The 21,279-nt window shown below is 32.4% G+C and carries 23 protein-coding genes; all 23 read right to left on the bottom strand.

All coding sequences use genetic code 11. From position 1 onward, the window contains the following. On the bottom strand, nucleotides 1-696 hold a 696-nt coding region (locus tag ACZM4J_RS05410), incomplete at its 3' end, for a hypothetical protein (protein WP_489485732.1). A 15-nt stretch (nucleotides 697-711) separates the two neighbouring features. Further along, entirely contained in the window at nucleotides 712-1,401 is a 690-nt protein-coding gene (locus tag ACZM4J_RS05415) for a hypothetical protein (protein ID WP_428245167.1), read from the bottom strand. Between the two features lie 65 nt (nucleotides 1,402-1,466). Beyond that, entirely contained in the window at nucleotides 1,467-2,099 is a 633-nt protein-coding gene (locus ACZM4J_RS05420; protein WP_428245166.1) for a hypothetical protein, read from the bottom strand. Further along, entirely contained in the window at nucleotides 2,089-3,366 is a 1,278-nt protein-coding gene (locus ACZM4J_RS05425) for an AAA family ATPase (protein ID WP_428245165.1), read from the bottom strand. Before ACZM4J_RS05425 ends, ACZM4J_RS05420 begins: the two co-directional genes overlap by 11 nt. Before the next feature lie 163 nt (nucleotides 3,367-3,529). Continuing rightward, entirely contained in the window at nucleotides 3,530-4,147 is a 618-nt protein-coding gene (locus tag ACZM4J_RS05430; RefSeq protein WP_412654189.1) for a hypothetical protein, read from the bottom strand. Nucleotides 4,148-4,167: 20 nt separating this feature from the next. After that, complete coding sequence (locus ACZM4J_RS05435) at nucleotides 4,168-4,590, bottom strand: hypothetical protein (RefSeq protein ID WP_428245164.1); 423 nt, start codon at nucleotides 4,588-4,590, stop codon at nucleotides 4,168-4,170. A gap of 312 nt (nucleotides 4,591-4,902) precedes the next feature. Beyond that, nucleotides 4,903-5,304, bottom strand: a complete 402-nt coding sequence (locus ACZM4J_RS05440; RefSeq protein WP_302690130.1) for a hypothetical protein — start codon at nucleotides 5,302-5,304, stop codon at nucleotides 4,903-4,905. A gap of 44 nt (nucleotides 5,305-5,348) precedes the next feature. Beyond that, on the bottom strand, nucleotides 5,349-6,014 hold the full coding sequence (locus ACZM4J_RS05445) for an RHS repeat-associated core domain-containing protein (protein ID WP_428245163.1): 666 nt from the start codon (nucleotides 6,012-6,014) through the stop codon (nucleotides 5,349-5,351). A gap of 75 nt (nucleotides 6,015-6,089) precedes the next feature. Next, nucleotides 6,090-6,500: a hypothetical protein gene (locus ACZM4J_RS05450; protein ID WP_428245162.1), complete on the bottom strand. Its 411-nt coding sequence runs from the start codon at nucleotides 6,498-6,500 to the stop codon at nucleotides 6,090-6,092. After that, the gene (locus tag ACZM4J_RS05455; RefSeq protein ID WP_489485736.1) at nucleotides 6,493-6,732 is read right to left on the bottom strand and encodes a CHAP domain-containing protein; all 240 of its coding nucleotides are present in this window, start codon (nucleotides 6,730-6,732) and stop codon (nucleotides 6,493-6,495) included. The genes ACZM4J_RS05450 and ACZM4J_RS05455 overlap by 8 nt, the downstream gene beginning before the upstream one ends. Further along, complete coding sequence (locus ACZM4J_RS05460) at nucleotides 6,713-6,937, bottom strand: hypothetical protein (RefSeq protein ID WP_489485737.1); 225 nt, start codon at nucleotides 6,935-6,937, stop codon at nucleotides 6,713-6,715. Before ACZM4J_RS05460 ends, ACZM4J_RS05455 begins: the two co-directional genes overlap by 20 nt. A 383-nt stretch (nucleotides 6,938-7,320) precedes the next feature. After that, nucleotides 7,321-8,196, bottom strand: coding sequence for a hypothetical protein (locus ACZM4J_RS05465; RefSeq protein ID WP_428245160.1), 876 nt, complete (start codon nucleotides 8,194-8,196; stop codon nucleotides 7,321-7,323). 1 nt (nucleotide 8,197) lies between these two features. Then, complete coding sequence (locus tag ACZM4J_RS05470) at nucleotides 8,198-9,505, bottom strand: DUF262 domain-containing protein (protein WP_118351272.1); 1,308 nt, start codon at nucleotides 9,503-9,505, stop codon at nucleotides 8,198-8,200. 163 nt (nucleotides 9,506-9,668) lie between these two features. Next, nucleotides 9,669-10,346 (bottom strand): hypothetical protein, encoded by a 678-nt coding sequence (locus ACZM4J_RS05475; protein WP_428245159.1) that lies wholly within the window; start codon nucleotides 10,344-10,346, stop codon nucleotides 9,669-9,671. Nucleotide 10,347: 1 nt separating this feature from the next. After that, on the bottom strand, nucleotides 10,348-10,749 hold the full coding sequence (locus tag ACZM4J_RS05480) for an ATPase (protein WP_118351276.1): 402 nt from the start codon (nucleotides 10,747-10,749) through the stop codon (nucleotides 10,348-10,350). Next, nucleotides 10,739-11,191, bottom strand: a complete 453-nt coding sequence (locus tag ACZM4J_RS05485) for a DUF4869 domain-containing protein (protein ID WP_118667086.1) — start codon at nucleotides 11,189-11,191, stop codon at nucleotides 10,739-10,741. The genes ACZM4J_RS05480 and ACZM4J_RS05485 overlap by 11 nt, the downstream gene beginning before the upstream one ends. Nucleotides 11,192-11,196: 5 nt before the next feature. Then, a complete protein-coding gene (locus ACZM4J_RS05490; protein WP_428245158.1) occupies nucleotides 11,197-12,495 on the bottom strand; it encodes a reverse transcriptase domain-containing protein in 1,299 nt (432 codons plus the stop codon). Between the two features lie 315 nt (nucleotides 12,496-12,810). Further along, complete coding sequence (locus tag ACZM4J_RS05495) at nucleotides 12,811-16,254, bottom strand: type I restriction endonuclease subunit R (protein ID WP_428245157.1); 3,444 nt, start codon at nucleotides 16,252-16,254, stop codon at nucleotides 12,811-12,813. 4 nt (nucleotides 16,255-16,258) lie between these two features. Beyond that, a complete protein-coding gene (locus ACZM4J_RS05500) occupies nucleotides 16,259-17,386 on the bottom strand; it encodes a restriction endonuclease subunit S (RefSeq protein ID WP_428245156.1) in 1,128 nt (375 codons plus the stop codon). Further along, complete coding sequence (locus tag ACZM4J_RS05505) at nucleotides 17,373-18,980, bottom strand: N-6 DNA methylase (protein ID WP_428245155.1); 1,608 nt, start codon at nucleotides 18,978-18,980, stop codon at nucleotides 17,373-17,375. Before ACZM4J_RS05505 ends, ACZM4J_RS05500 begins: the two co-directional genes overlap by 14 nt. A gap of 1 nt (nucleotide 18,981) precedes the next feature. Further along, entirely contained in the window at nucleotides 18,982-19,203 is a 222-nt protein-coding gene (locus ACZM4J_RS05510) for a helix-turn-helix domain-containing protein (RefSeq protein WP_118351286.1), read from the bottom strand. Between the two features lie 145 nt (nucleotides 19,204-19,348). Next, the gene (locus ACZM4J_RS05515) at nucleotides 19,349-20,338 is read right to left on the bottom strand and encodes a hypothetical protein (RefSeq protein WP_489485742.1); all 990 of its coding nucleotides are present in this window, start codon (nucleotides 20,336-20,338) and stop codon (nucleotides 19,349-19,351) included. A 475-nt stretch (nucleotides 20,339-20,813) separates the two neighbouring features. After that, nucleotides 20,814-21,266 (bottom strand): hypothetical protein, encoded by a 453-nt coding sequence (locus ACZM4J_RS05520; protein ID WP_302630542.1) that lies wholly within the window; start codon nucleotides 21,264-21,266, stop codon nucleotides 20,814-20,816. Between the last annotated feature and the right edge of the window lie 13 nt (nucleotides 21,267-21,279).

A 21,279-nucleotide genomic window follows, 5' to 3' on the forward strand; every position in this document is an offset into this window, starting at 1 on the left:
GCAAATGTATGATGGCACGCCGTATGAGGCGAAAGTCTCACGTACGGTGTAGAGCAGGGGAAAAGGTGGAGATAATATCAAATCCTTACCTATTGCTATAGTATACACTTTATCGGCATCTATGTAATTATATGTGCTTTCTCCCAATAACGTTTTCAAAGCATTATCATCATTTGCTTTAGATCTTAACACAACATCTAAAATTTCCAGATACGTCACTTGGTCATCATTCAAAACAAATTGATTAGCGCCATCACTTATCATCGCCTTAGCATACGTAGCTATATTAGTAATTGTATTCTTAATATCCCTATATGTTGTTGTCATACCATATAAGACTTTCAATTGCTTACAAGCCAAATCTATCGATTGTGTAAATATATATCTATCCTTAAATGATTTAAACGGTTTATATTGCTCTAATATAAACCTCATAATTGTGGCCTTTTGTAAATCATTTCGTGCAGAAACCAGCAAATGTGATAGTAATGAATCACTTTTATACGATTGTGAAATACTATCAAAATACAAGAGTTCCATATTAACAGCCATTTTTATCGCATTCTGTGCCTGTTGTTCTGATATATCTGCGAATTCACTAATATATTGTATATCACAAATATCTTTTCCTGCCAAAGCAGCGTCAACAACACTAACAATATCCTCAGCTGTGGTAAGAACTATTTCATATTGCATAATTCCACCTACTCTCTATTCATTGATTGAATTTAATAATTGCTTGATTTTTTCACTAAGTTCATCTAACTGATCAACCGATGCATCGATATTTATATTTATATTTACAACAGTGCCATTTTTTATCTTCTTATCATCATATATTTTTACAATTTGCTCGGTGTCTTTAATTTGATTATTTTGTTCTATTTCTTCATTTGTATCAATAACATTTTCTTTTTCAACGGCCAAGATTTTTCCATCTTCTTCCCTAACCATTCCTGCATCCTTAAAAATTTCTATAATTGTATTTGCACCAACTTTTGATGCACTTGTAGTCGACCCCGCTGAATACAAAATATGATTAATGAGTGCTGTCTTATCCATACCATTTCTAATCTTAATAGCAGACATCATTCTTGTGAGAAACTCATTATTTTCAATCAACATTTTCCATATTTTTTGTACTTCTTCTCTTATATTTAGAGAATATGCCCTTCCTAAAGAAAAGCACTCACTAGTAGGTGTTTTCTTAGCGCCCTCCATCAACAATTGCATTTGTAATAAGAAGCCATTATTTCGGCTAACAATTGTCCTATCAATTCCTGATGCTTGGGCAATTGCATCTAATGGTTGAGCTTGCCCTTCTTTTCCACTTGAATATGCCTTAATTATTTTTATTATTTCTTCATATGAAGAACCTGGTAACTTAAAATTATCTGCCATCTTTTATCTTCCTTTCATAACACAATTTAATATTTATTGCTTTAACATTAATTTTACTACCGACTTTATACTTCAATTCTATTATTTATCTCATATATCCATCCGACATCACCTCCTTCAAACAACTCTATAAACCTTCCGAAATTGCTACCTCCTGTAATTGTATCGATTGTCTCCAATTTTTTCACTCGTCGACTCATATCTTTGTAATTCTCCGCAGTAACATGTTCCATAACTTTTTGAATCTGGTCTGCTCTTCCTTTGTAATTCTCCACCCCGGTATATTCCTTTATCAAGGGAGCATTCACTGGTTTTGCTGGAGATTTCAGATTTTCATCGGTCCAATGTTTAGATATAATCTGCATCGTACATGGATTACCAAATATAATCACTTCATTCGCAGCACTATCCACACCATGAAACTCATTAATTTTGCGTTTAATGTCCTCATACTGCTCGTGAGGTTTCTTTTCCGTATCACAGAACACAAGCACAAGTTCATCTGCCCCATTTTGATATCGGTCCTGATACCTCGCCGGGATATTTCCATTTCCACCAGCATTGACCAATGAAATATCATATTGCTCATTCCATACTTTTAAATTTTTTAATCGATTTAGATACTCATATTCCTCATTACCTTCACAGATAATACAGATTTTATGGTTATCCAAAAACTTAGGGAGCTTATTTGGCATCGGCATCATCCCCCTTTACACCACTTTTAATACTAAGCAATGAGTTAATCAATTCAGGATCAGGCAAAGCTCCAAGCGCACCTTTCCGATATTTTTCCATAACATCTGTCGTATCTCGTACGCCCTGCTGTGCTGTAAAATCTGCAAGTGAATATACATACACACCTTCTTCATCCTTATGAACAAACCAAATCTGCTCCTTTCGAAACATTCGCTTGCAATCCATAAGATTTATATCATGTACTGTAAATATCATCTGTGCACTTGTATTTAATTCATTATTAAACATCGCAACAATCGCCCTGGTAAGCTTAAAATGAATACTGCTATCCAACTCATCCACGACTAAAATCCTGCCTTGTTCAAGTGCTTCAATTACATAGCTGGCAATAGCTGCAATCTTCTTTGTTCCTGTGGAGTCAAACATCATACTTGGCACATGGACTCCCTTATAAGTAGAAACCAATCTGATTTGATCCATAATGTTCTCCGGAATATCAAGCACTTTCTCATCTGGCTTTTCGTCACCTTCACCAGTTTTCAGCTGTATCTTATCCATATCCACATATTCAAAATTATCCATATATAAGTCAGCATTTTTTATGAACTCAACAACCTTTTGCTGTAACTGATTCTTATTTTTCATAAGTTCAATCGTGTGCTGCATAGGTATGTTATTCATATTGATGATATCAATTTTTTCTGCAAATCCGACAAGAATCTGCTTCATCTCATTGATATGTTCGAATTTGCTTGTATCTACCACATAGCATAGCAAATTATTCTTCGATACAACTGAAATCATATTCTGAACAGCTTCATCAATACACTCATATATTTCACTAACAGTATCTTTTTTTAACCAACAAACTTCCTTTTCGTTGTTGTACTGATCTTTAAATATCTCCGAAAATGACTCATATATATATTCTTCTTTTTCTGAATCATACTTAAAATCATAAGAAAACTTTCTTCCAGATGCCATAAATGTAACACCTAACTCGCATACATCACTATCAGTAAATATATTTGGCATCAGTCCATTCTTCTTATTTAAAAGTACATTTCTTATTGCCCTAATGCACTTGATTAGACATGTTTTACCGGCATTGTTTGGTCCATATATTCCTACCGTTTTAAGGACATTAAAATTATTCTCTTTGTGAACATTTGCTCCAAATTTTTTATTTCGCATATCTGCTTTCATCGAAAATGTAATGTCATCCTCAAATGCATAACAGTTTTTTGCTCTTATCTCTATAATCATGGCTCATTCCTCCAAGTCACTTTTCTTCTTTACTTATCATTATTATATCATCAATTATTTTTTATGCAACTTTTTTTCACAAAAACTATAATTCAGAGATTAATTAAACTTAACATAGCAAAAAGGACAGCCTCCCAGGGAGCAGTGCGACTGCTCCGTTTTGTTATATGTCAAGTCTCTCTGGTACCAATTTTTTCCAATACATAGAAGGATGACGAGGATACAAGTAATAAGTTGTATTGTCGGCACATCCCTCTTTCACAATTTCATAAATACTATTATCGAGTTTTCCTAAGAAAATAACTATCTCTGGGTTAATTATTTCAACTTCTTTTACAATAAAATCTCTATACGTTTCAGCATACGTTTTAAGCCTATTCATGTCACACGTACTATCTCCACCCCGTTTGTTTATATTTATATATGCACATTCATCAATAGTTGATTTCAATTTCAAATCTTCCAAACATTTAATTGGAAGGTTATAGTACTCCGTACTTTTATTTTTCACAGCACATTCCTTTACCCAAAAGAATTTACCATTCTTCTCATCTTTACTTTTTTCCGTATCATAAATATGTGGCTCCCTGCAAACAAATAAAACCTTAGCCTTATCCTCATTGCCAAGAAAACCATCTTTAGAAAAGATATATTTCCTACTAACATCATAATTAAAATATGTTTTTTTAAAAGACTCATCACATTCGTCAATTTGGGCTTTTTTCCAAACTTTAAATAGTTGGTCCAAAGTATTACATCTATCAATTTCTTCTTTATACATTTTTCCTTCTAAATGAAAAACTAATCCCTATACTTTTTCCAAATATAGAAAAATATTTTCTCTGATTTTACAAATAACTCATAGGTTCTATTCTCGTCTCTTTGAAGTCTCTGTGCAATTTTTTGAAATTGTCTTTCGCTTTCTCTATTATTATTTATATATACAAAATCCAGATAACACTGATGGCACCAGTAATTCCTTATTTCTCTAATATCATCAATCAAATCATAATCATCGTCAGACAATTCTGGACGATCATCACTATAATCTAAATTTTCTAATTCTCTAGCTATTTTTCCAAGATTGCTTTTTTCTAATCTATTAAAATTATCATCAAAATTCCCCTCATGCATTGCGGCATAGGTTCTTCTTAGATTAAACTCAATACATTGTACTTGCTGTATCAATTCACTATGTATTAGTTTAAATGTATCTCTATCCATGCAATTATTCTCCAATTATTACTGTTTTCCTGTAAATAGAATCAAAATAGAATCACATTAATATAAAAACACCCCACAGTGCCTATAAATAAAGGCATTGTGGGATTGTAGTGTCTACTCAAACTCGGCTTGTATTAAGTTTAACTTAAACATATTTGTTTATGTTTTGTGTGTTTTTATCTGTTTATTTACCTATACTATATTATTTGTATTATCCTTCTGATTTCGTGTTGCCATAATGTTGCCACGGAAGTATTATAACATAAGTCAGATTTTATTTCATTAAGTTCTTTTAATGTCTATAAAAATATATTAAACATTTTCAAATTCATTGAATGTTTTTTCAACTATTTTTATATTTTTTCTCTTAAAAATAATAACAAATTTTTTTGAACTTCCTATTTTTTTCCAAGTGCCTTTCCCATCTTGTTGATTCAATGTTCTCTGGTATAATATATTCTTGTAATAATATTCTTTTATTTTAACTGGTCTATCTAGAAGTGTTTCAATGAAAGAATCTATAATTTCAAACATTTCCTGCTCACTACGATAGTCAAAGGAAAAATAAATATATTCAAAATTCCAACACATTATTACGATTTCATCTTCTAGGAATTCCACTTCTATGTTCTGCGTAATGCATAACTTCGATTTATTATTACATATTTTATACTTTTCAGATAACATTCTTTTTACAACGCAAATATCTATCATTTTCCTAACCACCACTCCTTAAAATAATTTCTACCATTTGTAAATCATCTTACTACGAAATGTATCGGTTTATTATGATGTGTGGTATGTATTTCAAACTGTACTTTACTCATAACTTTTATTCCCATATACACCCCATTACTTCTGAAAAAGTATAATACTGGCTTTAATGCTTTATTAATTGCATTTATTATACGAACTCCCCATATCATACCAACCACAACCCCAAATGCTACACACGCGACAGTAAAAGCAGTTAGTTTTTTTCCATTTAATCCGCATTTTTTTCCTATAGAATATGCAAGTGCTCCAAATATCACTCCACTAGCAGCTGCAATTGCAGCTCTAAAAAACCATTTTCCTGTTGGATCTATATTATTAACCGGATTTCCATTACAATAGCAATACAAATTATCTTTATACACACTATCACTTTCTATTTCTAATACACTGACATCATCTGCATTTATAAATCTTCCCACCTCTGCATCGTAATATCTGCTCTGCAGATAATAAAGATTTGTATCGCTTTCAGTATCAGTGAAGCTTCCGTCATAGTAGTATCCTCTGTACAATACATGATTTAACTCAAAGGGGACCTCATATCCTTCATAACAAAAACTCTTTTCTGTATCTGTGATGACATTTCCCCATGCATCATATGTATATGAAGCGATTTCTGCTCCCCCGTCATCAAGCAGACCTGTCACATCTCCCTGCAGGTTCTTTTCATAATAAAGTCATATTTATGTAGATTATATATTTTAGATTAAATTAAATTAAATTTAATCTAAATCTGTCACACTCCCTTCTTCATCTAAATAAATTCCAATTTGTGTAATATATATATTGACTCCAACAATTTTGAAATAACATTTATAATATACTTCTTTCTTCCCTTCACTAGTCTCAAGATAAACAGCTACTTTAACATGTTTATTAATCCAGTTTTCATTGTCATATGAACATTCTACTGATTTTACTATGTGATTTTTATCATCCCAATATATGTTATTTAGGATTTTTTTACTATCTTCTTCAGAAATATATTTGCTATTACAATTTTCAGTCAAAATTGTTTTAGTAAAAATATCTCCTATTTGATCTAAATAGAAAAATCTTACAGGATATACAATAACTATTGTTATTATTGATATTATTAATAACGTAACACATATTATCTTTTTTTTATTCATACAAACTTCCTCTCTCCTTTATGTGGCATATCTCAACATGATCGTAATAATCCCCTTGTAACGGTTCTCGAAGGTCCTTATTAAAATGACTGTCTGAATGTGCAGCATAATTAATTTTATCTGCTGTTACCGAAGAAATTATGGCTGTATGAGAATAACGTTTCTTTTTACTGGAATAAAAATATATCATATCACCAACTTTTGGATGAAATCTATTTATATAATTTTTCATTTGTTGTTTTGTTACTTTTTTTTACAATTTTAAATGATTTATTACTAAAGTATTTTTTTACATACTTTCTTTGTTCCACAACCGTTGTCCAACTCTTTGTGTATGCGAATCCAATTCCCTGTATACAAGGCATACAATACCAATTACTGGTCATGTTAATCCCTCCAGTCCACAAGCACTGTGATGCAAAATTTGCATTATTCAAACTCGCAAAGTCTGGTTTGATTCAGATTATTTCAATGTAGTTATCTATACTATTTTGTATTGATAGCTCATACCTTTTCCACACATTATTTTTCGTTTCACATATTTTTAGTACCAATCCAGTACCATTGCATTTTTTCATTATTGTGTGTAGTTCAGGTGGCTTGCAGGTTTCTTTTACTACTCACAGAATAATTTTCTGCTGGCTTGCTTGTCCACCTATGGAAATTATAATCTCCAGGCAATATTTCTGCAAGAAAAAGTTTTGTGGTACCAATGCTCTGTATCTGCAACTGCTTGAAATGCAGAAATCATTCACTATCATAATATCTATGTAATTATTTTATAATCGGATTCATTTTTATAAAACTGATTTCCGATTATTTATTTCGATGTAACTAGCTTGCTTTCATACACAATCTGATTCAAATCATCAATAACTAAAAATGAATCTTTTGATCTTAAATCAATATTATTCAACTTAATTAACTGCATTCGAACATTTTCTAGTAGCACACATTTTTCAATCACCTGTGAATATTTTTTTATAAATTGTCTAGAAGCATTGCGTAATGTTTTTATTTTAGTATTAAGTTTATCCTTTAACTCTTTATTTTTATTGCTTTTATATTTACCAACTAATCCATAACACTCTTTAATCAAACTGCAAATTTCAGTCCAACCATTTTGATACTCAATTCTATATTCTTTACCATTGGCTATAATCATCGATAGTTCTGTACTAATATATTTTTCTGCATTAATAACATCTCTATACTGTTCTACACTCGATTGAAACACACCCCTATGGGCATATCTATGTCTATTTCTGATAAGATCATCATATTTTGAAATTTCATCTCTATTTTTATTGATAATAAATTTAAAACTATCGCACAATTCATCTCTTATACTTTTTTCCAAAACAATATAGCTTACATTTGGAGAAAACTTCTCAATATCCAATTTTTTATTAATGAAATTTCTAGCATATAAATTTTCAGTTCTATCTTTTTCAAGTAATTCATAATAAAAATTTTTTACAAGTTGTTCTGCATAAGTATATACACCAATCAGTAATGCCCTTTCATATGCATCAATACAATCGCTCAATGCTGAAAATTCAACATTAACTTCTCGAGAAAATTTTCTATATTCTGCTGTATGATCAGCAAAACTATTTTTTATGAGTTCAACATTTTGCAGGGCAATCTCATTTTTCTGAATTTCATCTTCTACATCAAAGTCATATATTTTCATATTATCTGTATCCTAATATTCCCTCACATATTTCAAATCTTTTTCTTATTGACTGTAATGTTCCTGTACTTATGCTAAATGGATTTTCTTCTTCTCTCTTAAAAGATTTTTCCAATATACTATACATTGTATTTAAATACTGATTTTTTATAACTTCCGGATCAATATCTGTTAATGAAATTTTTTTCTCTATTATAACTCCCAACATCGCCTCAAGTATACTAACATTTAGATTTCCAACAAACCCCAATTCATCTTCATTTATTTTTTCTACCTTTCTAAAAATATTTTTGCTTTTTCCAAATATTGAATACATCATTTTTATTGCACTTGATAAGTCTTTTATATAGTTTTTACTTATTAACTTATTCTTGTTATCCTCACAATAACTATTCAAAATATTATTAATTCCAGATTTTTCAAACTTATATCCTCTATAAAAAACATCTGACATTACAATAACTCTAAGAAGAGCTTCCACATGAGCATCCTTTTTTATTGCATTATTTGAGAACAAACTTTTTAATTCTTTACACGAATCTGCCGTCTCATAAAGTGCATTTATAAATTCACCATATGCAAGCGATTTTCTTATCTGCATAGAATTTAGTTTGACAGATCCAGTATTTATTCTCTCAAATATTAAGTATTTAGAACTGTAATCGTTCGGTCCAATTTGCCTAAATTCTATTAAAGGTATAGTACTTCTCTTTATAATTCTTTGATATTCTGGTTCTAACTGATCAAAACTTTTTCCAACAAGTTCTTCCATTATTTTACCTGATAGTTTTGACTTTCTCTTCTTTTTTCCTTCCTCAACTGCATTCCACGGTTCTCCATTAACATAGTTTGTAACAGTTGTAAGTCTTTGAAAACCATCTATTAATTCATATTCATTATTTCCTACTTCCAATAAAAATAATGGTGGAATTGGAAGTCCTAAAATAATTGACTCAATTAATCTAGAACTCTTTTGAGCATCCCATATAAATTCCCTTTGCATAGCAGGTTTTTTTATTTCTCCACAATTAAACATATCAATTAATTCGCCAAATGATCTATTACTAACCCAATGTTTAATATTATAGGAAGTTAAAGACTCTTTATTAACTTCGCTTTCAAACAATTCACTTATTTTATTTTCGGTTTCTTCATCTATATTCCCTAGTTTTTCCAGTTCTATAAACATTTCATCTAATGAATTGGCTTCAACTTCTTCATTGCAAACATTATTTTCCTCAACATCTACATAATTAATAAAATTATTTTCAACACGAATATATAATTTCATATTTTTTCCTTTCTTCAAATCATATATCCTCCAAACTCTTTTTAAATAGGATATACAATTTATAGTAACATCATTCTTGTAAAATTAATATTTATTCTTACATTATTTACCCAAATATGCTATCAATTTTATTTATACTTTTTCAGCCTTAAACTTTTATTTTATATAAAGTGCATATTATTCAGGCAATAACCTTGCTAATCACATCTTGTACTTCCTCTGACCGTATCAGCATCCTCATCTTCTCATCCCCACCTTCAACCTCAGGCTTACCACACCTAACATTATCCGTATGCTCTGACACACAACAATCTTTATACCAGCATTCACCCATAAGAGTCCCTTTAACAGACCACTTTTCATTTTGTGTAAATTCACCAACCAATGACTTCATCACACGTTCTGTAGAATATCTCTTAAATCCAGCTATGTACTGTAATGTTTTCTTATCATCAATCCTTGATAAATCTATTCTGTGATTCTCAACTGCCGCCAAAACTTTATCACGGATTTTTATTTTATCGGTCTTTCCAGTGCCTGTCCATTCTACCAACTTATCAAATGCAAGAATCAGGTACTCAAAACAAATCATATCCAGAATTACAATCTTTCCTTCCGACTTATCTGTTATTGATTTCAACATACGATACTTATTGCGAATGTCTTGATTGTCAACCACATAATCAAATGCAATATAGTATTTATCGTCATCTTTAATATCCAAGTCTATTAATGCATCCAATAATCCCTGATTGCTCCCTTTACTCTCAACTACAAGTTCATTGTCAGAGAAAATCCGATTAACTAATTTCCAGAAGTGAAGTCCTGCACCAGTATCCTCTGTCCATAAATATCTCATATCACAACTCCTCTTCTAGTGTTATCCTATTATTATCAAACTTCAACACCTTAAAGCTCTTATCAGACACATTAAGTCCGTCACAATTTCGCAAGAAGAGCATATACTGATTTGATAACTCAAAATTAATAAATCTCCTAACATCATCATTAATCAAACAATCTGCATTATCTATCACAATAAAACTATCTCTGCACTGTTTGATTGCCACTAAAAAATCATCTGATTTATAATTAAACAGCTTGATAGCCTTGTATTCGTCTGTCAATCTTATATCTTCAAGCATTTCATAAAGTACTGTTTTCCCGGTACCACTGTCTCCACCAACAAGTGTAATTCTGTCATCAAATTCCAAATCGTATGAAAATGGATCAGCTTTGAATCTAACATTTTTATAAATCATCTGCCTCTCTCCTTTCATATTCATTACTCCACCATGCATTATAACCTCTGCCACCGATAACTATATCAGAATCATTAAATCTGATTTTGGCATCATCTGGAATATCAAAAAGCGTTGGTCTTGACATATAAATCTTAATATTATCCATAGTAAAAAGTATTCTAAGTACATTCGGTCCACATTCCTCAACATTTACCACTTTATCAGGATGCTTTATAATATTAAGTAATGTCTTGCAACCTGATGATAAATTTCGAATTGTACCCAAGCCATATTTTGTTTCTATATGCTTGTCTGGCGTCAGCTTAGCCGCATCCACTTGTTGAATCAAATCAATTTCTTTTTGTGACATCTCTTCATTGCCTGTATTCAGGTTAAAATATAGGTCATTCTGAAATATCCAATCCTTTAAATTCTTTTTTTCTGTATAGACGTTTATCATTGATATTACTCCTTCAATTTGCTATCAATTTTGTACCAATGTCTTTTCACCTGATTCCGAATACCACTCTCAAGCACCTTACTTTGACTAAATATCTCATCCGCTTTATATGCATATGTTAAGAAATTCCCATGATCCTTAGAATACTTACTTGCCCCTAAATGTGTATACGAATGATAAATTGCTTTCTTTCCAGCATTAAACGATTTTTCATCCGTGTTCTCTTTAATTCTTTTAATTTTTCTATATGCTCTACAATAAAACTTAAATAAACTTTTATCCCTTATATGAACAATTCTACCATCAAATGTAAATCCAAGATAATTTATAAGGTTACTTTGCCCCTTTATTTTTTCTATTTCCCCATTATTGTAAAAAAAATGCTCTGTTTTATCCTCATTTAATTTTAAATTAGGAATACCTTCTCTGGTATCATATATAAATTTTGAAATTTTCTCATTTCTTCCACAATTTATCTCGTTACGGGTCATCGGAATAACAACTATTATATCATCACAATACCTTCTATATATTCCTTTCTGAGAAGTAATAAAATCATTAATTCTTTTATCAAAATCTATCATATATACATTAGCATATACAGCACTTATAGATGAACCTTGCGGAATCTGATAATCTTTACTATTTTTATGAAGATGCTTCTTTTTAAAATCATGAAATTCATCTGTCTCAAAATATTTATCCAACTCACGCATATCTCTTCTAAATAACCCTTTTTCAGCCTCTATATCATCAGCTTCAACATATGTAAACTTTGTAATATTCTTATAAATTGCATAATCAGCTACATCCAACGACTTTTCACCAACCACACATTTAATTTTTTCCTTTAAATATCTATGATCAAGATTATCAAAAAATTTACTAAAATCACCAACAAAAATATAAGCTGATTCACATTTAGCAATATACTCAAACACTTCTTTTGCAAAATCAATATTGCATTTTCCTGGTGAGCAGTTTCTATATGCTGTTGAAACACGACCTATTCCTTTTGACTTAATATAATTATTATATTTGCTATTAAGACGATTTCCATAGTACTCATAAATAAATCTGTCAATGTGTGCTGCATAGTATATATCCCGATTTTTTTCTTTAATAAACTTATTTCCTTCTAAATCGTTTGTGTATTTGCTGCAATCCATTTGAAAGTGGATAAACGGATAAAAACCGTGCCTACTAACCCAATTAATATTTTGAACACTTTGCTCATAGTTAGTATGGTATTTCTTTTTATCAAAGTGAGTATAGAATTTATCTTTGTATATTTGTTTGCTCATTTTTTCTCCTAAAAGCTTACTGATTAACGACCGGTAGATATCAAATATCAGTAAGCATTAAAATCAATTGGACCTTGCTTTCGCAAGGAACTCTACCATCCTCCAAATACGATGTATTGTATAATATTATTAACAGCTACTTTAATTCACTGGTAATAGGAGGTCATACAATGGACAATATAATTCTTAATATCATCAACTGTATGCTATTAATTCTGGTCAAGAATATTCTTGACATAGAATACGTAAAACCCTTATAGCTATTTCTATAAGGCAAAAGCTATTATTAATCTGTCACTTGATAATAGTATAATACTACTTTTTATATCCATATGGAATAGACTCCTCAGCAACTCGCAACATACTATTTTCTGAAATATAATCATATATATGTCTATTAGAGCCTTTGTACTCTTTAATTGAAGCGGATACATCTGAATGTTCCTCAAAATTCTCCACATGCTCCATAACTTTCTTAAATACTTCCGGGCTATATTGTGGTGGATAACCATTCTTAACTAGACAAATCTTTATTTCCAATTTCAACTGGTCTCTTACATTTTGATTGTTAAGCCAATCAGCAAAGGAAGATTTTGTATCAATGATTTCCTTTACCTTTATTGCCAAGTTTTTGCACTTATCATTGATTACAATACCATCAACCTCTTTATCCGTTCCATACTCAAAATTATATTGGTCACGCATAGAAATCAAAATATCATAAAATACCTTTTCCTCAAAAGTAAGTCCTATTTTTCGGAAGCTTTCTCTATTTTCATTCATTGCTCTAAGAATAGCTAACGCCTGCTCTGTTGCAATTTTAATAATATCTTCTGAAACCTGTTCCTGTGCTTCACCTGCTTCTTCCGCAGAAAGATGTTTACGTCTCTCATGGTATTCTGCAATAGTCTTTTCCAACATTTCCTGATATGTCTTTGCAGCTAATCTGTTAACTTTCCCATACTCCTTAATCTGTTTACGAAGCATTTTAACAAGAAGTTCTAGCTTAGTCACCGGCATCTTAACATCGGATAGCTTTTCAAAATATTCTGGTGAAAAGATATCTTCTTCCTCACCACTTTCAAGGACACTCTCAACCTGATTATATTTTAACGCTTCCTCCACCATCTTAGAAACTGCACGATTCATACTGTCAGTATCTACTTCACTTGTCCCACTCATTTTACGGACAAAACCTGCTATTGCCATAAAGCATTGTGCCAAAGCAGATTCTTCTTCTCCAAGATACCCTGAAGGCTGACATATATCAAATGCCATTCTCATACGTTTAACAGTCTTCAGAAAATATGTTTTAAAAGATACTGTCTGAGGACCATTTTTTCCTTCTGACTGCAACTCCTGAATTGATACAAAAACATACTCTGCTGCTTTGGCAAGAAGCCTGTATCGGTCAATCGGATTGCATTCCATATTTATAAATGGTGTTAAATCATAGCCTATAAACATATTTTTTAGCACTTCCAATTCTTCCCTAAATACCGATGTAGCCTGCTCAACATCATCAGAAGTTGGTGCAACCGATGTATTTCCACCATATAATTTCATGGCTTCACGCATATTATCACGGATTCCAATATAATCAATCACCATACCATATTCTTTTCCCGGATACTTTCTGTTTACACGGCTTATGGTCTGTATTAACAAATGCTTTTTTAATGGTTTATCATTATATAAATATGTGAGACACGGAACATCAAACCCAGTAATCCACATATCTACAACAATGACTATACGGAAATTTGACTTTTCCTGCTTAAAAGCAGCATCTAACTCTTCGGAACGTTTATCATTCTTAACGCCACCAAGATAGTTATACATATCCTGCTCATCATTTTTTCCAACACTAGATACCATTGCAATAAGTGGCATAGGTTTCAATTCATTTAATTCTTCATCTGTTACATCAGTACCATCCGACACTTTCTTTTCTTCAAACCATTCAGGATACTTATCTTTAAATTTCGACAATAAAGCATAAGCAATCTTTCTATTAGAACAAACCACCATTGCTTTCTGTATTCTATTTGGATCTGCATCACAGGCTGAAACATAATGATTATGAATATCTGTAGCAAGGCGCTCTAATCTGGAAGGTTCCCCAAGAATTATTTCCATAGAACTCATTGCCTTCTTACTTGCTTCGACATCTTCAAAAGTAGCACCATCATCAGCACACTTTTTATAGTAGTCCTCAATCTCTTTTACCTTGTTTTTATCAAGTAATACTTTTGCAATACGAGGATGATATTTAATAGAAACAGTAAGTCCATCTGCAACAGCCTGATCCATCGTATATCTATCAATTTCATCACCAAAAGTCTGATATGTTTCTGCAATAGGTGTTCCTGTAAATCCTACAAATGTAGCCTGTGGAAATGCCTCTTTTAACACCTTTGCATATGGCTTTGATACCATAGCTTTCATATTCGCATCCGCATCTTTACTGAATTGAATTTTTTTAGAATGTTCAAGCTGAGTTCTATGTGCTTCATCAGAGAAGCATATAATATTCTGTCTGTCATTGATAAGACCTATTTTGTCATCTTCCCTATCACAAAACTTCTGAATAGTGCATATGTAGAATCCACCACTTTGTCTTGCTCCAAGTTCCTGTCTTAGTTGTGTTCTATTCTTAACAACAGAAACCTCTCCAAGATTAAGGAATTCTGTACTCTTTGTAAAAAGCTTCGCCCCCTGTTTTTGCAATTCATCTCTATCGACAATCAATATAATCGTTGGAGAACCTATCTCTGAGATATCTGTACAGCGTAATGCCAACTGACGTGCCAAAAATGCCATCGTATAAGTCTTACCACACCCCGTAGCCCCAAAATATGTACCGCCTCTTCCACTCTTGGTAACAACAGAATCTACAATGCTTTGCTTCAGAAGCCTCGCAGCAAAAAACTGTGGATAACGGCATACAATTTCCACTTCATCACTATCATAAATACTATCCTGAAAATAAATGTAATCTCTAAAGATTTCCAAAAAACGCTCAGGAGAATAAACACCCTTAATCATAGTTTCTGTTTCAGCAAATGGAAGTGTTGATACAGCATCTCCATCATTAACACGTCTCCAGGCATAAAAATGTTCATATGGTGTGCGAACTGTTCCTAATCTGGTTTTAACTCCATCAGAAATACAAGCTAAAGGACAGTAATGCAACAAATGAGGTATATCTCTCCAATAACGAATATTAATCTGCTCCCAAGCATCATAAATAGTCGCATTTGCATCAGCAGGGTTCTTCAATTCCATAATACATAATGGCATACCATTCACAAAAAGAATTACATCCGGTCTGCGGTTCTCTTTTTGACCATTATTTGTATATTCTACTGTAAACTGATTCACCACTCGAAAGACATTCTTAACACCATCCTTTTCAAAGTTAATCAGCGGTATCATTCTTGCAATACCATCTTTCGGAGTAAATTGGATACCATCCACCAACCAGTTGTATACCTTATGCAATGTTGCAAAATCACTCTCTGCACCCACAAGACGAACAGTATCATAAATCTGTGTCACTTCATCTTCTGTCAAATCAAGATTTCCATCTGCTATAAATTTCTTGAAATCATCCTCTATCAACACATCTCTTTTGGTAACACGAGAAAGCTTATTTCCAGAAGTATATTTCCATCCCTCTGTTTCTAAAAAGCCAATAAAGGCATATTCGTATTCTGATTCACAATAATGACCATTGTATTCTTTTAATCTAGCCATAGGCTTATGCCTCCTTTGCTTTTCTCGCCTCTTCTATAGAACCTTTAATTAGTATTGGGCAAATATCTTTTATCTGTTCTTTAAGTTTTTCGTTAATATCTCTGCGTTCATTATATGCGTTATATATTTGAACAATTGATTTTTGAACATTTAAATCCGGTACTGGTATTTCAATTTCATAAAAACGATCCATATCTAAATTTGTTCGTATACTTCCGTCACTCATAAACCAACCTAGTCGATCAACTTCTTTACGCAAAAACCACATCATTATATATTCCATCAAAACACTATTATCTTTTATTTCCAAGACCGTATATGCCGGTGAAATGATTACTGGTTCATCTTTATCAAAAAGTGCTATTCTAATACATTTATCTCTTCCTGTCTGCATTCCAGAAAAAACAAATTGCCCCTTTCTTACAATCTTATATTTAGATAAATCAACCCCATTTATATTTGCAACAGATGGCATAAATTGTTTAGTAATGTTTATTCCTTGAACGTCTTTTATCTCACTATTTATATTTCTACAATCAACTTCTTTAAAAACTTCACTCATCTTTTTCTTTTTCGATTTGTGTTTATACATATCAATCAATAGTTCAAAAGATAATTTTAAATCACTCATACAATATTCATAGTTCTTCTGATTCTCATACATAGTATTATAAATTTCAATGTACTTTTGCTGTACTGAAAGAGGTGGTAATTCCAATTCAATATCACAAAACACATCCCAATCAAGATTTGAACGAATGCTTCCATCACTACAAAACGCTCCATATCTATCCATTTCGTTAGATAGAAATTTAATAAAGAAATACAATGGATTAACAACATTCGTTGCTATCACTTCAAACATTGTATATGCTGGAGACACTAATATTGGAGCATCCCCATTATACATACTAACCCTTATACACTCATCTCTGCCTGTTTGCATGCCACTATAAACAAAACGATTCTTTCTAACCACTTTATACTTAGTTTCATCTAATCCTTCAGTATTTGCGACTGTCGGCATAAACTCTTTTTTTATATTAATTCCATAAAAATCTCTTATACCAAGATTATTTCTTTCATCAACTATTTCTATCAATTCTCCAATTTTATATTTAGTCAATTCCATAACCAATCTCCCTAAATGCCTCTTCCAGCATCTGCTGGGATTTCTTTTCCTGCTTTAATATATCTTTCATCTCAGATTGAATACGAGCCATTTCCTTTTCATAATCAATATCTAAATCATGGTCAATAAACTCAATATATTTGCTTGGTGTAAGTGCCCAACCTTTACTTTCTATTTCGTCAATACCTACACTACGATAAAGTTCCGGTATTTCATAATTTACGCCATCGGTACCTTCAGATTGCCACGTATGGTATATAGCAGCAGCCTTCTCAATCTGCTCTGTAACCAAACGAACTTTCTTTTTACTCTCGCCCTTTACTGGATTTTCTGTCCATTGGCGCAAATCCATAAACAAGATTTCGTACTCACGACTACGAAGTTTTCTGTCGTGATAGTTTCCACCTTTTTTATTCTGATTTAATATCCAAAGCGTTACGCTGATATCTGTAGTGATAAATAGTTCTCTTGGAAGAACTATAATTGCCTCCACTTTGTCATTCTGAATCAGTTTCTTACGGATTTCCAATGTATCGCTATCATTTAATGCTCCATTTGCAAGAAGAAATCCTGCTACTCCATCTGCCGGTTTTAAATGTGAAAGCATATGAAGAATCCAAGCATAATTTGCATTACTTTCTGGTGGTGTCTGGTAATTATTCCAACGAGGGTCATTTTTTAAATTATCGTTATACCAACCTTTAAGATTGAAAGGTGGATTTGCCATAATATAATTAAAGTACAGCCCCTTGTGCAAGTCATGGGTAAATGATGAATCTGCTTCCTCTCCAAGATTATGACTAATTCCACGCAGTGCTAAATTCATTTTTGCAAGGCGATATGTAGCCGGTTCTTTTTCCTGTCCATACACATTTATTCCATTTAGATTTCCCTGCTTTGATTTTACCAACTCAGCACTCTGAATAAACATTCCTCCTGAACCACAGCAAGGATCATATAAAGTTCCATCATATGGCTCAATCATTGTTGCAATAAGCTGTACTACATCATGAGGTGTATAGAATTCTCCCTCCTCTTTTGTAGCATTTACCGCAAACTCTTTAAGAAAATATTCATATACACGACCGATAAGATCCTTTTCCTCCCCAAATGCTTTATGACTAATTTTATTTACTTCATCAACAATCTTCTTTATATCATTCGCAGCTAGATTACGTGCTGTAAATGTACCTTTTACAAAACATCCTTTTAATTGTGGATCCTCTTCCTCAAGTCTTTGTAATGCTGTATCTAATGCAACATTTAACTTAGGAGCAGGTGTATTGATAATTGTTGACCATCTGGCTTCTGGCGGTAAATTATATGTACCATCTGCAAAAGTAGCATCATCAAAAAATGCTGCTCTTATGTTTTCATCCTCTGGGTCTAATCCCTGTTCTTTAAGTGTCTGCTTTAATTTTTCAACACCATCCTCATACTTTTCACCAATAAATCTTAAGAATACAAGTGTAAGCATCATATCCCTTTTCTCAAAAAATGAACCAGAGTTACGCGCTGCACGTAAATAATCTCTACAATTAAATAAAATACTATCTATGTTTAATGCCTTTTCAACATTTTTCTTCTTCGCCATATTATTTTTCTTCCCTTTCCTCGTCTGGAACAAATTCCATAATATCCTGTATATTGCAATGCAATACATTACATATTTTTTCCAGAACCTGTGTATTTACATGCTCATTCTTTCCTAATTTAGCCAAAGCATTTGTGGTAATTCCAGCCTTTTCTCTAAGGTCTATCTTCATCATATTTTCATCTATTAATTTTTTCCATAATCTGTTGTATCTGATTGCCATCGCTAATCCCTTTCGTATCATCACAACTATTTATTACTTTTTTAGTATATCATTTGAATCATTTTGATTCAATCTTAAATTGATTTTTTCAATTTGTTATACATCTGACTATATCTAACCCATATTTATAGAATAAGCAGAGGAATCATCTTCCTCTGCCCCTATTCCACATCTTATCTTCCGCCTTATCCTTACAGGCATCTCTATCGACACTCTCATCATAAATCCTCTGAAACTCCTCATAAAGCCCATCACCATCCAGCTTTATTCCAGGTTTTTTCATCACATCCGAGAACAACCTTATGCTGCCACTTACATCAGCAATACCGAATCCAAATATATCAGCCTTAACAGAATCACTGATATTCTCATAACCACCAATCTCTGATATTTTCCCGACAATCCAACCAACTTTATCCACAGGTTCAGTTTCTCTAGTTTCCACAAATTCATTTTTATCTGTTACATCAGTCATACTTTCGCCAACTCTTGTCACATTCACATCAGGCGAATTATGAGGCTCTGGTATTCCTATGCCATCTAAATCAGTCTGTTGTTTTATCGCACTATCAGTTTGCTCTTTTTGTCTGCCTATTTCATTCTGATTATTGTCTGGATTCACTACCTCAACATTCGTCTTCGACTCAACAGCCACATTTTTCTCTGACACAACCTCCTTTTCCATCCCCGGTATCTCAACATCCCTGTCAGCAACAATCTCCTCGTCCTCTGACACCGCATAATAAGCCGTATACAAATCTTCCTTCATAATGCTGCCATCAGCAAGCTGTATCTGCCTCTTAAGCTCCCTTTTTTCCTGCTTCAGCTTATCCAATTCTTCCTGCACTTCCACATGCCATATCTGATATTCCCTATATTGTGCTTCTGTGTTAATCTTCCGTTTTCGACTAGAACTTTCTATATATATCTCCTTCTGTCTGTCCTCAATCTGCTGGATCTTTTCTTCCTGCTCACCTATGAAATCCACAAGATCCACAACACTTAACACATACCCCCATCTGTTTCCACATAAACAGCAGGAGCTTGTGCATAGTCTAGAATCATTGCAGGCAACAGATTCGTCAACACCAGAGCCACCATCTGATAACCCTCTGCTTGAAGCAGCAGGTATCACCTGTGAAGTATCTCAGACTCAGAACAACGGCTCAGATGTAACAATCCGACCTCAGTTCGGACCTGCGTTAGTACCACCAAATACCGCATCAGGGAAAATCATCCAGATGCCACAAAGAAAGATCATATAGAAGAAATCCCGCAGTCATCAGGGTTTCTTGCTATTAAAGTTAATAATAACCATATGAAGACGATAGAAAAAAGAGTAGTTGCTATTAGTAGCAAATTAGTAGCAGAGCAAAAGAAAAAGTCTCGGAAGCCGCTTGTTTAGCGGGTTCCAAGACTTGTAGCTCTTATTCAAACTCCTACTCACAAAAATTTACTCCTTTATAAAGCAGGATATTTATTGTATTTAGTAGTTCATTTCTGTACTGTTTTAATTTTTTTGCGTATACTTTAAGACGAAAATATTGTCATTTTATTGTCATAAGTCAATATTCTACAAACCTTCCTATTCTTTAAGAACTTAAACACAATTACACATTTTTCTTAATTAATTTACATTCTATTTTTTCAAAAAAGTCATTCCAATATTTCATATCCACCACTATAATTTCTTCATGTGATATTGTATATAAAACACAGTTTTCTTTTGCAAAGAAGGCAATGTCCATCTGATCTTCATACTGAAAGAAATCTGAATACCTTTTCAATATATCTATACTAGTCTTTGAGCATTTATAAAAATGTTGAATTGCCTCTTTGTTTTTGCTTCTTACTTTAATCTTTGTTCCCGGCCAGACACATGTTCTTTTTCTTTCAATTAGAAACTTTTCCAATTCTCCTTTAGGTTCTGGAAGGACGTCTGGAAAATCTTTTGTGTCCGCAATTGGCTCTACTAAACAGAACCTATCACTTAAATTGCACAATTTATCTAACATTAATTTATACTTGGTATTTTCTATTTCAAATACATAATATTCAGTCATAATTATCTCCTAA

The sequence above is a fragment of the Eubacterium sp. genome (assembly GCF_057858645.1).